At 71.7% G+C, this 15,214-nt stretch carries 11 protein-coding genes; 4 read left to right on the top strand and 7 right to left on the bottom strand.

The window, feature by feature from the left end:
• Positions 1 to 10: 10 nt before the first annotated feature.
• From CP984_RS05070 to CP984_RS05055, 4 genes are all read right to left on the bottom strand, one after another.
• Entirely contained in the window at positions 11 to 1,210 is a 1,200-nt protein-coding gene (locus CP984_RS05070) for a class I SAM-dependent methyltransferase (RefSeq protein WP_003982088.1), read from the bottom strand.
• A 185-nt stretch (positions 1,211 to 1,395) separates the two neighbouring features.
• Positions 1,396 to 1,857: a universal stress protein gene (locus tag CP984_RS05065; RefSeq protein WP_003982087.1), complete on the bottom strand. Its 462-nt coding sequence runs from the start codon at positions 1,855 to 1,857 to the stop codon at positions 1,396 to 1,398.
• Positions 1,858 to 1,941: 84 nt separating this feature from the next.
• Complete coding sequence (locus tag CP984_RS05060) at positions 1,942 to 4,800, bottom strand: peroxidase family protein (RefSeq protein WP_003982086.1); 2,859 nt, start codon at positions 4,798 to 4,800, stop codon at positions 1,942 to 1,944.
• Positions 4,801 to 5,322: 522 nt separating this feature from the next.
• Positions 5,323 to 5,973 (bottom strand): helix-turn-helix transcriptional regulator, encoded by a 651-nt coding sequence (locus CP984_RS05055; protein WP_003982085.1) that lies wholly within the window; start codon positions 5,971 to 5,973, stop codon positions 5,323 to 5,325.
• Between the two features lie 105 nt (positions 5,974 to 6,078).
• On the opposite strand from CP984_RS05055, the gene CP984_RS05050 reads away from it, so the two are divergent.
• The 4 genes from CP984_RS05050 to CP984_RS05035 all read left to right on the top strand — a co-directional run bounded on the left by CP984_RS05050 (position 6,079) and on the right by CP984_RS05035 (position 11,333).
• Positions 6,079 to 9,273: a cytochrome P450 gene (locus CP984_RS05050; protein WP_003982084.1), complete on the top strand. Its 3,195-nt coding sequence runs from the start codon at positions 6,079 to 6,081 to the stop codon at positions 9,271 to 9,273.
• A 187-nt stretch (positions 9,274 to 9,460) separates the two neighbouring features.
• Complete coding sequence (locus CP984_RS05045; RefSeq protein ID WP_003982083.1) at positions 9,461 to 10,636, top strand: FAD-dependent monooxygenase; 1,176 nt, start codon at positions 9,461 to 9,463, stop codon at positions 10,634 to 10,636.
• A gap of 71 nt (positions 10,637 to 10,707) precedes the next feature.
• Entirely contained in the window at positions 10,708 to 10,938 is a 231-nt protein-coding gene (locus CP984_RS05040; protein WP_003982082.1) for a DUF7683 domain-containing protein, read from the top strand.
• 80 nt (positions 10,939 to 11,018) lie between these two features.
• A complete protein-coding gene (locus CP984_RS05035) occupies positions 11,019 to 11,333 on the top strand; it encodes a DUF6980 family protein (protein WP_032920799.1) in 315 nt (104 codons plus the stop codon).
• A gap of 38 nt (positions 11,334 to 11,371) precedes the next feature.
• On the opposite strand, the gene CP984_RS05030 is transcribed toward CP984_RS05035, so the two are convergent.
• The 3 genes from CP984_RS05030 to CP984_RS05020 are packed head-to-tail and all read right to left on the bottom strand — an operon-like array spanning position 11,372 to position 15,204.
• A complete protein-coding gene (locus CP984_RS05030) occupies positions 11,372 to 11,884 on the bottom strand; it encodes a DUF2165 domain-containing protein (protein ID WP_003982080.1) in 513 nt (170 codons plus the stop codon).
• A 54-nt stretch (positions 11,885 to 11,938) separates the two neighbouring features.
• Positions 11,939 to 13,951 (bottom strand): glycogen debranching protein GlgX, encoded by a 2,013-nt coding sequence (gene glgX / locus CP984_RS05025; protein WP_030179481.1) that lies wholly within the window; start codon positions 13,949 to 13,951, stop codon positions 11,939 to 11,941.
• Entirely contained in the window at positions 13,951 to 15,204 is a 1,254-nt protein-coding gene (locus tag CP984_RS05020; protein ID WP_003982077.1) for a cupin domain-containing protein, read from the bottom strand. The genes glgX and CP984_RS05020 overlap by 1 nt, the downstream gene beginning before the upstream one ends.
• Positions 15,205 to 15,214 lie beyond the last annotated feature (10 nt).

Genomic DNA, 15,214 nt, shown 5'->3' with positions numbered 1-15,214 from the left:
CCGGTGAAGCTCAGCCGTCGGTGCGGCGCAGCACGAGCCCGACGCTGCCGCGCTTGCTCAGGTACGCCCGGCCGCCGCAGACCGGCTCCACCCGGGGCGCGACGAGCCGGGTCTCCTCGACCGCCCGCCACACCGCGGAGGCGGCGAGCCACGGCCGCAGCCGGGTCTCCAGCGCTTCCGGCTCCAGGGCGAGGAACAGCAGGTCGGTGGGCAGATCGTCGAGGAGGGCCGGGTCCTGGCCGTAGTAGAGCATCTCGATCAGCAGGTACGCGGCCCCGGCGGGGCCGCTCTTGGCCAGCTCGGCCAGATCCTCGGCGCCGACCTGGACGGCCGTGGTGCCGCCCTGCCCGGCGGCGAGCCGCGACCGGAAGTGCGGGTTGGGCTCGGTGGCGTACACGGAGAAGCCGTCCGCCGCGAGCCGGGCCGTCAACGCGCCCTCACAGGCGCCGACTTCCACCAGCGGTGCCTCACCGGGCGCGCAGTGCCGCCGTACCCACGCGGCGGTCGCGTCCAGCCGCCGGGCCTCGTACGGCGAGGTGGCGAACTCCCAGGGGTCCACCACGGCGGCGGCCTCGTCGTCCAGGCTCGCCAGCAGAGCGAAGAGCCGTTCGCGCTCGCCGGGGTCGGCGGCGAAGAACCGCTCGGCGGCCGGGATGCGGGGCGTCTGCACCATGAACTGGGGCGACGGCGTGTCGAGCAGCGCGGCGGCCGCGGTGTTGACGAAGTCGAGTTTCGCGGCGATCTGCGCGCGGCCGAGCGGGCGGTCGAGGTCGCTGACGAACTGGAGGAAGGGGGAGTAGCCGACGGCGTGCCGCACGGTCAGCACCGTCGTGCTGCCGGCTGGTCCGGCGGCGTCCGCCAGTCCGGCGCAGGCGATGGCGGTGTCCCGGCCGACGCGGCCCCGGCTGCGCCGGTTGTCGGCGGGCGAGTGGGTCCACACACGGGCCGAGTGGCCGTCGGCGGCGCGGCGTACGAGGTCGGCGAGGGCGTCGGGGCCGGGCGACGCGGCGTCGTCCTCGGGGGACCGTACGTACGGCGCGAGCAGTGCGAGGCGTTCGGCGAGCGGCAGGCCGGCGGGCAGCGCGAGGATGTCGCCGCGGTCGGCGAGGACCACGGCGGCCGGACCGCCGCCGGGGTCGGGGTCGGTCAGGACGGAGAGAAAGTCGAGGACGGCGTCCTCGACCCGGAGTACGACCACGATTTCGATCATGGACCGGTCCCAGGGGCAGAGCTGGCGGGGGAGCAAAGCGGAACCGTACGGCCAGGCGCTCCGTACGGAAGGGACCCTAACCGCCCCCACCCGCGTGGTCCAGACCAATGTGGTTGACGCTTGCATTTCGGCCGGTGCGGTGGCCGGAATCCGCCCTCCGGAACCAGGGTGCTCCCCGGCTCCGGTTACGGAACGACCGTCACCGGCCACCGCCCGGCCTTGACCAGCCGTACCGCCACCGACCCCATGATCCGGTGCCCGGCCGACTCCGAGGCCCCCACCACCACGGCGTCCGCCGTCAGCTCGTCGGCCATCTGCACCATGCCCGAGTACGGGTCGCCGCGCAGCGTGTGGAACTCCCAGCGCAGGTCGTACGTCCCCTGCACCCGCTCCGTCGCCGCGCGGATCTCCGCCATCAGCTCCTCGGCGACCTCGTTGGTGGCGTCCACGACCGGTGCGCCCATGGCAGCCCCGGCCGGCATCACCGGCTGTACGTACACCAGGGCCAGCTTGGAGCCCTGCCGGCGGGCCAGCCCCGCCGCGTAGGCGGCGGCGCGCCACGACGAGTCCGACCCGTCGACGCCGACGACGATGACCTTGGGACCGTCCGTACCGCGCTCGAACTGCGCGGGCGTGTTCTCCTCCACACCAGGAGGTTATCGGGCTCCTCCCGCCGCTTTTCCGCCGGGCCCGCGCACCCCGGCCACTCCGGCCGGGGCGCGCCGCTCAGGTCAGGAGCCCGCGCCGTTGCCGCGCTCCGGCAGCACCGGCCGCCAGGGCGCGAAGGCGCTCGCGTCGCGCGGCAGCATCGCCGCCAGCTCGGGGCAGTGCCGCAGGATGACCGAGTTCATCCCGCCGCGCGCGATCCAGTCCATGCCGAGCGGGGTGTACAGCTCCGGCCGGAAGTCGACGGTCAGGAACCGGTCCGACTGGATACGGCGGGTCGCCATCAGGATGAAGATCCGGAAGGCGGTGTCGCTGAAGCCGAAGCCCTCCGGCGGGTTCTCCGCGAACAGCCCCACCATCGTGTCCACCTCGTCGACATCGCGGTAGACCTCCCGCAGCCGCGCCACCGTCTCCGGATCGGAGCTGATGTCCTCGAAGCGGCGCACCCGCTGCTTGTGCAGCCCGGCGCGGAAGTCGTTGTAGCGCGGCACACCGCGCCGCCGGGTCCGGGCGAGGTCGACCACCGACAGGTCGATGATCTCCCCGTCCCGCTCGAAGCGGGTCAGCGCCTTCGGGTAGTTGTGCAGCGTGATCGCGCCCGGGTGGGCGATGCCCAGCGAGTACAGCGAGTCGGTCAGGCCGGTCTTGCGGGCCACGCCCTCGGCCGCGACGCCCTGGATGTCGTCGAAGCCGACGGTCTCCACGCGCTGCCCGAAGCGGTGCTCGCGCAGTTCGTAGTCGTCGGGGATCAGCGGGTGCATCCGGTAGACGGTGACGAAGTCCTCGGTGAGGGAGTACGGCACCTTGTGGTGGTCCGGCAGCGTCTGCGGGATGCCGCGCAGCGCGTGCGCCTCGACCAGCCACAGCCCCAGCTTGCTCAGCCAGTTGTCCGGCGGGCCCTGCCAGTTCGTCTTCAGGCCGACGTCGATGGCCTCGGTCGCCAGGATCGCCGGCGTCCACTCCACGGTGTGGATCTTCGCGATGAGCGCCGAGACGATCAGCCGGGCGGTGTGGTACACCCGGTCCTGGCTCATCTTCGGGTACTCGGCGTGCAGCGCGTCGCACAGCGCGTTGTGCTCCCGGGCGAAGAGCGTGTGCATCACGCTCAGGCCCAGCCACCAGTTCTCGTTGAAGCCGGTGAGCGGGATGCCGTTGGCGCCGACCGGCAGGTGCCCGTCCTCCAGGCGCAGCTTCGGGCCGTCCGGCTCGCGCAGCGACCGCGCGGTGGCCTCGTCGCCGCCGTACACCTCCGAGCCGTCCCACCACGGCGAGGTGGTGTTGGTGAAGAGCAGCGGCGGCTCACCGGGTCGCCGTACGCCGATGTTCTCGGCGAACCGCATCACGTCCTCCGGTGGGCCGCCGAGTGTGTTGGTCCAGGCGCTGCCGGGCGGCATCGGGATCTCCACCGCTCGCTCGCCCGTCTTGTACCGCCGGTGGTTGACCCAGTCGTGCACCTGGAACTGGATCCACGCCGCCGCCAGGATGTTCAGCGAGGACGCCGGCCGGAACGCCGTACGGTGCAGCAGCTCCCGGGCGACGGTGACCGGGTTCGGCACGTCGTACAGGTCGGGCCGGTGCACCGGCGCGAGGTTGCGGCCGAAGGTCGAGCCGATCGCGCCCATCCGCGGCTCGGACAGGTCGGTGGAGGAACCGTCGTACGTACGGGCCGTCCGCGCGCCCTCGTCCACCCTCTCCGGCACCGGCACGGCCCGCGGCGGCGCCTCGGGGACCTCCGTGTCGATGAGGTTGAACCGGCGCAGCGCCTGCCGCAGCGCGACCAGGTTCAAAAGGCTCAGGTTCAGCGGCAGCCGGTGCCACGGCACATACCGGTTGACCGCCCGGAAGGCCGCCCGCACCGGCACGCCCAGCACGGTGTTGCGCAGCGGCTCCTCCGTACGGAACCGGGTGCCGAGCCGGTGCCCGGCGCTCGCCCGGTAGGCGGCCTTGCGCGCCCGGTTGAGATTGCCCAGCGGGCGGAACTCGTCCGTCGTGTACCACGGGTTGAACGCCGACGCCTCCACCCGGCGGGCCGCCGCACGGGCCTCGGCGGTCGTCACGTCCTGCCGCGGAATGACCAGCCGCCCCACCGGGACCACCGGCGCGTCCGCCTCCCGCCACGGCGCCGCGCCGTCCTCGACGGGCGTGTGCTTCTCGTTCACGAACCGCTGCACGCACAGCTCGAACTCGACGTCGGCCAGCGCCAGCCGCCCCGCCAGCTCGTGGCGCAGCAGGTCGGGGTCGTGCCGGTCCGGGCGCGGCGCGGGGGCACCGCCCGGCGCGGGCCGCAGCTGGTAGCGGACCGGACCGGCATCGCCCCACATGATCGCGCCACGGCTCCAGTACGTCTCCCGCGCCAGTGAGCCGACCACATGCCGGGTGGCGGCCTGCACATTGCGGCGCATCCGCGCAGCCGTACTCCAGCCCACCGCCAGCGGCAGCTTCACCAGCAGCCCGAACGCCTTCTGCACCGGGTTACGGGCCCCCGCCATCGCCTTGGCGAACGCCACGAACTCCCGCGCGTCGCGCGCGTGCGAGACCGGGAAGTTGGTGGCGAGCAGATCGTGGGTCTCCTCCGCCGACACCTCCACCCGTACGGCGATGCCCCGCAGATCGGGCGCGATGTCCGGCTGCGCCGTACCGCTCGCGTTCGACAGCCGCACCACCGCCGGATACTGCGCGCCCGGCTGCACCCACCCCGAGGCCAGCCCCGCGGGCAGCGACTCGTCGAACCGCAGCCGGGCGTTCTCCACCCCCAGCGCCGCCTTCGCGTGAAACGCCCGCTCGACCCCGTGCGCCCCGCGCCCCCGGTTCTTCAGCTGTACCGCCATCAACTGCCGAGCCAGCTCGTCGAAGACCACCCGCTCGGCCTCCGGACTGCCGCCCTCGTACGTCTCGTACTGCGTGTGACTCACGGTGTCGGCCATGGCAGGACACCCTCCGTACGGGAGAAGAGCGCACGACGCTACTCGTCCCGGGTGGGGGTGGCCAAGGGGTGTTTCGGGCGGGATTGTGGATCTTTGGGGAGATCGGCTGAGCGCACTGCGGTGAGGCGGGGCATGGACGGCTCAGGCCGGTCCAACAGTCTCGGCCAACAAGTGCGCCCATTCACCGATCGTCCCCGCTTGGGCGGGGTCTCGAATCAGCGAGTGGGCGAACAGAGCCAGGGAGCCCAGCACGGAGATGCCGGCGGCGAAACGGTCCCCGGTATACGACCAGCTGGTGCGCTGCAAAGCCGAGGTCAACACCGATGTGGCATGTACAGATGAATCGTTCTGCGGCGTCCCTGCGGCTCCCCCCGCGCGAGGCGGCGTAAGTCGTATCGACGTCCTGCATGCACGCTTCCACGTCATGGCAGTCAGCTGCTGAGCGTCGCCTATGGATGTCGGCACCGGTGCCCGGCTGCGCTCTGGACGAGAATCAGTCGCTGACCGGCTGCGGGTGGGCGCTCACTCGACGTTCGCCGCCGGCTCCGGCGGCCACGTCCCCGCCGCCAGCACACCCAGCACATACGCCTTGGCCACCAGGGCGGTACGGCCCTGGACGCGCCAGCGGCGGGCCAGGCGGGTGAGGTGGTAGTTGACGCCGTCGACGGTGAGGCCGAGCTGGCTGCCGATGGCGGCGGTGGTGGCGCCGGAGGCGGCCAGCGCGAGGATGCGGGTCTCGACGGGGCTGGCCGCGTCACGTGCCGCGGCCGCCGCGGGCGGCGTGTCGTCGTGCACGCTGAGCAGGGCCAGCAGGGCGGGCGGGGACTCCGATGGTTCACCGACCGGATCGACCGTCAGCTCGCCCTCCCGCTCGGCGCCGTCCGTACCGGCCCGCCAGCGCACCTCGACCGGGTAACGGGACCTGCGGCCCAGGCGCACCGCGTCGATCACGCGGTCTATCTGCGCCTGGGAGCGGGGCCGGAACAGGTCCAGCAGATTGCGGCCGCGCAGCTGCCCCGGGGCCGCGCCCCACTCCGCGGCCATCGCCGGATTGGCGATCAGCACCTCGCCGTACGCCGTGCACACCGCGATCGGCACGGGGATGCGGTACAGCAGGATCAGGAAGTAGTTGCGCCACGGGCCCGCCGAGCCGTCCGCCGTCGCGTCGTCCATTGCCCCTTCTCCGGTCCGGCCGCAAGAGCGGACAGCGAAAAACCACTGCACAATCATGCAGTTACCCGGCGTCGCAGGGTACCCGGGGCGGGTCACGCTTGAGCCATGACCGAGACGATCCCGTTCGAAGCAGTCGACGGCGCGGTGCGCCCGTCCGAGGAGGTGCCGGTCGTCGACCTGTCGGCCACCGGCCTCAGCGACACCCCCCTCCAGCAGGCCATGGGCCTGGCCCGCGAGCACGGCGCGGTGTACCGGCGGCGGCTGCACGGCCATGAGGCACTGCTCGTGTCCTCCCTGGAGCTGGTCACCGAACTGGCCGACGAGAACCGCTTCGCCAAGGGCGTCTCGGTCGCCCTGGAGAACGTCCGCGAGTTCGCCGGCGACGGCCTGTTCACCGCGTACAACGACGAACCGAACTGGGCCAAGGCGCACGACATCCTCATGCCGGCCTTCGCCCTCGGCTCGATGCGCACGTACCACCCGGCGATGCTGAAGGTCGCCCGCCGGGTGATCGGCAGCTGGGACCGGCGCGCGGCCGACGGCACACCCGTCGACGTCCCCGACGACATGACCCGGATGACGCTCGACACCATCGGCCTGGCGGGCTTCGGCTTCGACTTCGAGTCCTTCTCCCGCGCGACCATGCACCCCTTCGTCGAGGCGATGGTGCGTTGCCTGGAATGGAGCATGAAACGCCTCGGCCGGGAGCCGGACGGCGACTACACCGAGGAGGACGCTGCCTTCCGGGCCGACGCGGACTACCTCGCCTCGGTCGTGGACGAGGTCATCGCCTCCCGTACGGGTGCGGACGGCACCCCGGGCGAGGAGGCGGGCGACGACCTCCTCGGCCTGATGCTCGGCGCCACCCACCCCGCCGACGGCACCACGCTCGACCTCGCCAACATCCGCAACCAGGTCATCACCTTCCTCATCGCCGGTCACGAAACGACCTCCGGCGCGCTGTCCTTCGCCCTGTACCACCTGCTCAAGGACCCGGCCGCCCTGCGCCTGGCGCAGCGCGAGGCCGACGAGCTGTGGGGCGACCAGACCGACCCCGACCCGTCCTTCGAGGACATCGGCCGACTGCCCTACACCCGCCAGGTCCTCAACGAGGCGCTGCGCCTGTGGCCCACCGCCGCCGCCTTCTCCCGCCAGGCCCGTACGGACACCCTGCTCGGCGGCCGCATCCCACTGAAGGCGGGCCAGCTGGTCACCGTCCTCACGCCGATGCTGCACCGCGACCCGGCCTGGGGCGACAACCCGGAGCTGTTCGACCCCACGCGGTTCGCGCCGGAGGCCGAGGCGGCCCGCTCCCCGCACGCGTACAAGCCCTTCGGTACGGGCGAGCGGGCCTGCATCGGCCGCCAGTTCGCGCTGCACGAGGCGACGATGCTGCTCGCCATGCTGGTGCACCGCTACCGCCTCATCGACCACAGCGACTACCGCCTGAGCATCAAGGAAACCCTGACCCTCAAGCCGGACGGCTTCACCCTCACCCTCGCCCGGCGCACCCCCGCCGACCGCGCGGGCCTGCGCGCCGCCCTCGCCGTACTGCCCGGCGGAGCCGCGGAGCCGGACGGCACCGAGTCCGGTACGGACGACGGCCTGCCGACGCGGGTCCGCCAGGACACCGCCCTGCTCCTCCTCCACGGCACCAACTACGGCACCTGCCGCGACTTCGCCGAGCGCATCGCCGACGAGGCCACCGGCCTCGGCTTCACCACCGAGGTGGCCCCGCTGGACGCCGCGACCGGCGCGCTCCCCACGGACCGCCCGGTCGTGATCGTCACCGCGTCCTACAACGGACAGCCGACCGATGACGCGGCGCGCTTCGTCGAATGGCTTTCCGGCGACGAAGCCCGGGCCGAAGGCGTCCCCTACGCCGTCCTCGGCGTCGGCGACCGCAACTGGGCCGCCACCTACCAGCGCGTGCCCACGCTTTTGGACGAGCGGCTGGCCGCCCTCGGCGCCGAGCGGCTCCTCCCGCGCGGCGAGGCCGACGCATCCGGCGACCTGAACGGCGCCGTCAAGGCGTTCACGGCCACCCTGCGCACCGAACTGCTCGTACGCTACGGCGATCCCGCGACCATCGGCGCGAGCACACCGGCCGACGCCACGGACGCGTCCTACACCGTCCGCGAGGTCACCGGCGGCCCCCTGGACGCACTCGCCGCCCGCCACGGCCTCCAGCCGATGACCGTCACCGAGGCGTACGACCTCACCGCCCCCGGCTACCCGCGCGTCAAGCGCTTCCTGCGCCTCACCCTCCCCGAAGGCGTTACGTACCGTACGGCCGACCACCTCGCCGTACTTCCCGCCAACGGCGCGGCGGCGGTCGAACGCGCCGCGCAGGTGCTGGGCGTATCACTGGAAGCGGTCCTCGACATCCGCGCGGGCGCTGGTCGCGGCGGCCGGGACACGCTCCCCGTGGACCGCCCGCTCACGGTACGTCAGCTCCTCACCCACCACCTGGAGCTGAACGCCCGACCGACTGCCGCGCAACGGGCGGTGCTCGCCGACCACAACCCCTGTCCGCCCGAGCGTGCCGCCCTCCAGGCCATCCCCGACGACGACCCGCGCACCACCCTGGACCTCATCGAGGAACACCCGGCCCTGCGCGGTGTGCTGCCCTGGCCGGTACTCCTCGACCTGCTCCCGGCCCTGCGCATCCGCCACTACTCCCTCTCGTCCTCGCCCGCCGCCGACCCCCGCCACGCCGACCTGATGGTCTCGCTGCTCCCCGGCGGCACCGGCTCCGGCCACCTGCACACACTGCGGCCCGGCGACACGGTCCTGGCCCGGGTCCAGCCCTGCCGGGAGGCGTTCCGCCTCGACCCGGCCGACCCGACACCGGTCATCCTGGTAGCGGCCGGCACCGGCCTGGCGCCCTTCCGGGGCGCGGTCGCCGACCGCCTGGCCGCCACCCAACTTGCCCCTGCTCTGCTCTACTTCGGCTGCGATGCCCTCGAAGCCGACTACCTGCACGCCGAAGAACTCCAGGCCGCCGAGGCAGCCGGGGCCGTGTCCCTGCGCCCCGCGTTCAGCGCCCGCCCGGTGGACGGCTGCCGTTACGTCCAGCACCGCATCGCCGCCGAGGCGGAGGAAGTGGGGGCGCTGCTGGACGCCGGAGCCCGGGTGTACGTCTGCGGCGACGGCAACCGGATGGCCCCGGGCGTACGCGCCGCCTTCCGCGAGCTGTACGCGGCCCGTACCGGCGCCACGCAGGAGGAGGCCGAGGTCTGGCTGCGAGAGCTCACGGCGGCCGGCCGGTATGTGGAGGATGTCTATGTGACGGGGTGAGGTGACGAGGGCCCACGGCTCTCGGCGCCCCGCGGCGGCTGCCCGGCGAATCCCCTGCCGGGCAGCCGCGTCCCACCCGTACCGGCCCCCGACCGGGGTCTGGCTCTTCGCCCCGCCCCGGCGGCATCGTGGACGGTGGCGGCGCGGTTCCGCGTGCCGCCGGACGGCGATTCACCTGGGGAGCGCCATGACCAAAGCTCTGATCATCGGCGGTGGGATCGCGGGAGCGGTGACCGCGATGGCTCTGCAGAAGGCGGGGGTCGAGGCGGAGGTTTTCGAGGCGTACGAGAGCGGGGCCGACGATGTGGGCGCGTTTCTCGTCGTGTTCGCCAACGGGCTGGAAGCGCTGCGCGCCATCGGGGCGCACGGGCCCGTCCTGGCCAACTCCTTCCCCGCCGAGCGGGTGGAGTTCCTGAGCGGCACGGGCAAACGGCTCGGTGAGCGGCCTCTGGCAGGCACGGTTGACGAGACCGCGATGGGGCCGCGCACGCTCACCCGCGCCACCCTCTACCGGGTGCTGCACGAGGAGGCGCGACGGCGCGGGATTCCCGTACGGCACGGGAAACGGCTCGTCGCCGCCGAGACCGTCAGCGACCGCCGCGTGGTGGCCTCCTTCTCCGACGGCAGCCGCGCCGAGGGCGACCTCATGATCGGCGCCGACGGCATCCACTCGGTCGTCCGCAAGCTGATCGACCCGGCGGCACCCCGCCCCCGATACACCGGCCAGAACACCGTCTGCGGCTACACCCGCGACATCAAACCGCCGTCCGCGCCCGACACCTACACCATGATCTACGGCCGGCGGGCCTTCTTCGGCTGTACGGCGGCGCCGGACGGCGAGGTGTGGTGGTTCGCCAACGCACCGGGCCCCGAGCGCTCCCGCCGCGACCTGGCCGCCGTCACCGCCGACCAGTGGCGACAGCGCCTCCTCGCCCTCCTCGCCGACGACCACACCCCGGCCGCCGCCGTCGTCCGCGCCACCGGCGAGCACATCATCGCCTCCCACGCCTACGACCTGGCCGTCACCCCGCAGTGGTACTCCGACACCATGGTGATCATCGGCGACGCGGCCCACGCCGCAGCCCCCAACGCCGCCCAAGGCGCCTCGATGGCCATAGAGGACAGCATCGTCCTGGCCAAGTGCCTACGCGACCAGCACGAACCCCGACGCGCCTTCGCCGCGTACGAGGAACTGCGCCGCGCCCGAGTGGAACGGGTAGTGGCACACAGCGCACGCATGACCCGCCGGTCGGCACCGGGACCGATACGACGGCTGGTCCGCGACGTGATGCTGCCGCGCAGTGTGGGGCGTGGGGGAGATGGTGCGGACGACTGGCTTACGGGGTATCGCGTGGAGTGGTGAAGGGTTGTTCGAGAGGCGGCTTTGGCGACCCTGGGGGTGGAATGGGGTTCACGGCATGCCAAGGTGAAGAGGTGAGAATCTTCGTCACCGAATACCGTAGCGACTCTGATTTCCCGGAGCGGCAGATGGATGTTACGTGCATCGGTCTGCAAGCCGCCGCTGAGCTGGTGGATGTCCTGGTCGACAGGTTCGTCCATGTGTATCCCTTGAACGAGGAGCAGGTGGACGCTTTGAGGGAGCTCACAGGAGAGACGTTCCATCCGGGCGGCTACGAGTATTTCATCGAAGCCGTGGAGGACTAGAGCCGGCCGCTTGTCCATGCGGGCTGGAGACGCACTCCCGATAGGAACACTCGAAGAACCAACCTGGGACAATGACAGCCATGACTGATCACTGCTGCGAAATGATGCAGAGCCAGGTGAACTGGTCCTGCGATGAACACAGCTCCGCTTTCGCTTGCCCGGATGCCCTCGTCTTGTTCATTCCCAAGTACCGGGAGTACGGGTTGATCGTCCATGACGGCGGCAGCGCCAAGGTCGGAATCGGTTTCTGTCCGTGGTGTGGAAATCGGCTCCCCGCATCGCAGCGCGACAACTGGTTCGACGAACTGGAGAGCCGCGGGATCGATCCGGACGAGGACGAGATTCCCGCTGAGTTCCAGGACGACCGGTGGATCGGTATGGCGCGTCGGGCATGACGTGAACGGCGATCCGGTGCGCGAGCCCCGTACAGGGGCTACCGCTCCTCCGCACCCCGCAGATTCACCACCACCAATGCAACGCCCCCGAGCACCACATTCCGCGCCGCCGCATCCAACCCGTTCCAGCTCTTCGACTGCCACATCGCGAACCACTCCCCGCCGATCGCCATGAACCCGGCCCCGAAGAGCAGCAGCATCATGAGGAGTCCGACGGTGCTCCAGCGGCGTGCCCCCGCAAGCCCGGTGCCCCCGCGCAGTTGCCGTGCCCACAGTGCCGTTCCCGCGATCAGCACCAGCGCCGTGGCCGTCTCCCACGCGATGATCAGGACGTAGGCGATGTTCTGGAGTGTGGGCGACTCGATGGCACGCCACATCAGGTCCGGGTCCTTGAAGGTGGTGTCCATGGCCAGGACGTGTTGGACGAACGCCTGGTTGGTGCCGAAGTCGGTGATGTTGCCGAAGGCGACGAGCGCTATGTAGAGCGCGACCGTGCCGGTGAGCACGGTCGCCGCGAGGGGCAGGGGCTGGAACGGTCTGGCGGCGGGCATTCTCGGCCTCCTGGCCTGCGGTGGAGGGGGACTCCACGCACTGTACGGGGGCCGTCAACCGCCCGGCACCTCCGCCGTGGCCACCATCACCGTCCGCGCCGGCACCGTGCACACATCGCCCGCCTTCAGCGCCGCCGAAGCCGCCGGTGCGCCGTCCGCCGCCGTGGTGTCCAGCACCACCTCGTACACCGCCCCGGCCCGCCCCGGCACCGGGAACTCCACCGCGTCCGCACCCGAGTTGAGCAGCACCAGGACGTCGGTGTCCGGTTCCGCGGCGCGGTCCCCGGCGAGGAGGAAGGCCAGGAAGCGGGTGGCCGGGTCCTGCCAGCGCGCCACACTCATCGGCTGGCCGTCGCGGTCGTACCAGGTGATGTCGGGAGGGTTGCCGGTGCCGGTGAGGAAGGTGGTGCGCTGGAGGGCGGGGTGCACGCGCTGGAGGGCGACGGCCCGGCGTACGAAGTCGGTGAGGGGGGTGGGGGTCGACCAGTCGTACCAGCTTGTTGCGTTGTCCTGGCAGTACGCGTTGTTGTTGCCGCCTTGTGTACGGCCGAGTTCGTCGCCGCCGTACAGCATCGTGCAGCCCTGGGACAGGAGGAGCGTCGCGAGGATGTTGCGGCGCTGGCGTTCGCGGACGGAGACGATGGCGGGGTCCTTTGTCGGGCCCTCGACGCCGTAGTTCGCCGAGCGGTTGTCGTCCGTGCCGTCCCGGTTCTGCTCGCCGTTGGCCTCGTTGTGTTTGCGCGCGTAGGTGACCAGGTCGGTCAGGGTCATGCCGTCGTGGCAGGTGGCGAAGTTGATGGAGGCGTCGGGGCCGCGCCGTTCGGGGGCGTACAGGTCGGCGGAGCCGGCGATCCGGCTCGCCAGGTCGCCGACGGCGGGGCGGCCCCGCCAGAAGTCGCGCACAGTGTCGCGGTAGCGGTCGTTCCACTCGTTCCAGCCGGGCGGGAAGCGGCCCACCTGGTAGCTGTCGGGCGCGCCCACGTCCCAGGGCTCGGCGATCAGTTTGACGCGGCCCACGACCGGGTCCTGGTAGAGCAGGTCGAAGAAGGCGGCGAGGCGGTCGACGTAGCCGTACTGGCGGGCCAGGGTGGCGGCCAGGTCGAAGCGGAAGCCGTCCACGTGCATCTCGGTGACCCAGTAGCGCAGCGAGTCCATGATCAGGCGCAGTACCTCGGGGCGGCCGGCGTTGAGCGTGTTGCGGGTGCCGGTGGTGTCGAGGTAGCGGGACGGGTCGGCGGGGTCCAGCCGGTAGTAGATCTCGTTGGCCAGGCCGCGGAAGCACAGGGTCGGGTCGTCCGGCGGGCCCTCGGCGGTGTGGTTGTAGACGACGTCGAGGATGACTTCTAGCCCGGCGGAGTGGAGGGCTTTCACCATGCGCTTGAAGTCGGTGATCTGGCCGCCTTCGTGGCCCGCCGAGCTGTACGCGGCGTGCGGCGCGAAGAAGCCGATGGTGGCGTAGCCCCAGTAGTTGGCCAGGTCCCGGTCGAGGAGGAAGGGCTCGGAGAGGAAATGGTGCACCGGCATCAGTTCGACCGCGGTGACGCCCAGGCGGGTCAGGTGCTCGGTCACGGCGGGGTGGGCCAGGCCCGCGTAGGTGCCCCGGAGGGCCGGGGGCACTTCGGGGTGCTGTGCCGTCATGCCCTTGACGTGCGTCTCGTACAGGATCGTCCGCGACCACGGGTGGCGCGGCGGCCGGTCGTCGCCCCAGTCGTACGCCGTGTCGGCGACGAGGGGCAGGAGCGTGCGTGTCCCCGTCGGTTTCAGCACCCTCGCGTACGGGTCGAGCAGCAGCCGGGTCGGGTCGAAGCGCAGGCCGCGGCCGGGCGCGAACGGGCCGTGCGCGCGGTAGCCGTAGCCCTGGCCGGGGCGTGCGCCGGGCACGTACGTGTGCCAGATGTCGCAGTCCACGGCCATCGGGACCCGCCGTTCCCCGACCTCGTCGAGCAGGCACAGCTCGACGGAACCGCCGTACGCGCCCGCCGAGGAGTACACGGCGAAGGAGGTGCCGGAGCCGTCCCAGTGGGCGCCGAGGCGGTAGGGGTCACCGGGCAGGGGAGGGGCGGGCATCAGTCGTAGCCGCCGAACATGAAGAGGGACGCGCGCTGGTCCGCCGGGTTCATCAGTCCGTGCAGGTTGCCGCCCTTGAGGAGGGCGAGATGGTCGGCGGGCAGCCGCCGTACCTCGAAGGAGCGCACCCGGCTGCCGGAGTCGGCCCAGTCGCCGACCACCATCAGCGCGTCGCCCTCCAGCATCAGGAAGACCTCCTGGTTGTCGCGGTGCCGGTGCAGACCGATGCCGCAGGCCGGGTCCAGGACGTGCAGGTCCATGTAGGTGACGGCGAGGAAGGGTTCCACGTCGCCGCCGGCGTGGCCCTTGCGGCCGAACGCGTCGAAGTTGTACGGCTCCAGGCTCCGCCGCAGGTCGTCGCTGCCCGCCCAGCGGCCGTACTCGCTGAAGAGCGTGCGGTATTCGAGGAAGCCGACCCCGCCGTGCGGATGGGGGCTGGTGCCGACGCCGAGGTAGTTGTCCCAGCCGCGGACCTTCATCTCGAAGCCCAGGCGTACGGAGCCGGAGGGCGGGTCGGCGGAGCCGGCGCCGTCGGGGCTCGCGGTCCAGCGCAGGTCGATGAAGCAGGGGAGTACGGGGTGCATGGCGTGCCGCGGGGCGACCAGGCGCAGGTCCTGGTTGGTCATCTGGTCGCGGAGGAAGTCCTGGCCCAGGCCGGTGACGATGTCGGGACGGGGCTGGAGGAGCCCGGAGTCCAGTGCCGACCGGCCACGGGGACCCAGCAGGTCGCGCAGGCCGTCGCCGACCCGGCCCCACAGTTCGATGGTGTAGAAGTCGGTTTCCTCGTCGTACGGGACCCGGACCGGCATCGGCCGGCTGCCCTGGACGGAGAGCACGCAGCCGATGGCGTCGCCGAGCCGGCCCGCCTCGCGCCACAGCGCCGAGTCCGGGCCGCCCCGGTAGGACAGTTGGAGGAACGGGCCGCGCCAGTCGCCGATCTCGGCCCAGCCGCGCACCGCCCGGGTATCCGCCAGGGTGAAGTCGCGGACGTTCTGCTTCTGGAAGTCGTTCTTGTCGTCCTGCTGTTCCGGGTCAAGCTGGTCCTGGTTGGGCGAGGTGGGCCCGTACAGCTGGAGGGTGCGCAGCGGGAACAGGTACTGGAGCGAGGCGGGTTCGTAGTGTTCGCGCTCGGCGGCGAACCGGGTGCGCTCGACCAGGCCCAGCAGCTTCAGCAGCGGGTTGGCCTCCGCGTAGTCCGGGGGCTTGACCGGGTCGACGCGGAAGACCGAGTCGGTGTGCACGATCTTGGGCATCGCGGGACCG

The organism is Streptomyces rimosus, assembly GCF_008704655.1.
Classification (GTDB): Bacteria; Actinomycetota; Actinomycetes; order Streptomycetales; family Streptomycetaceae; genus Streptomyces; species Streptomyces rimosus.
Note: the sequence above shows the minus strand (reverse complement) of the source record. Positions and strands in the feature narration are given on the sequence as shown.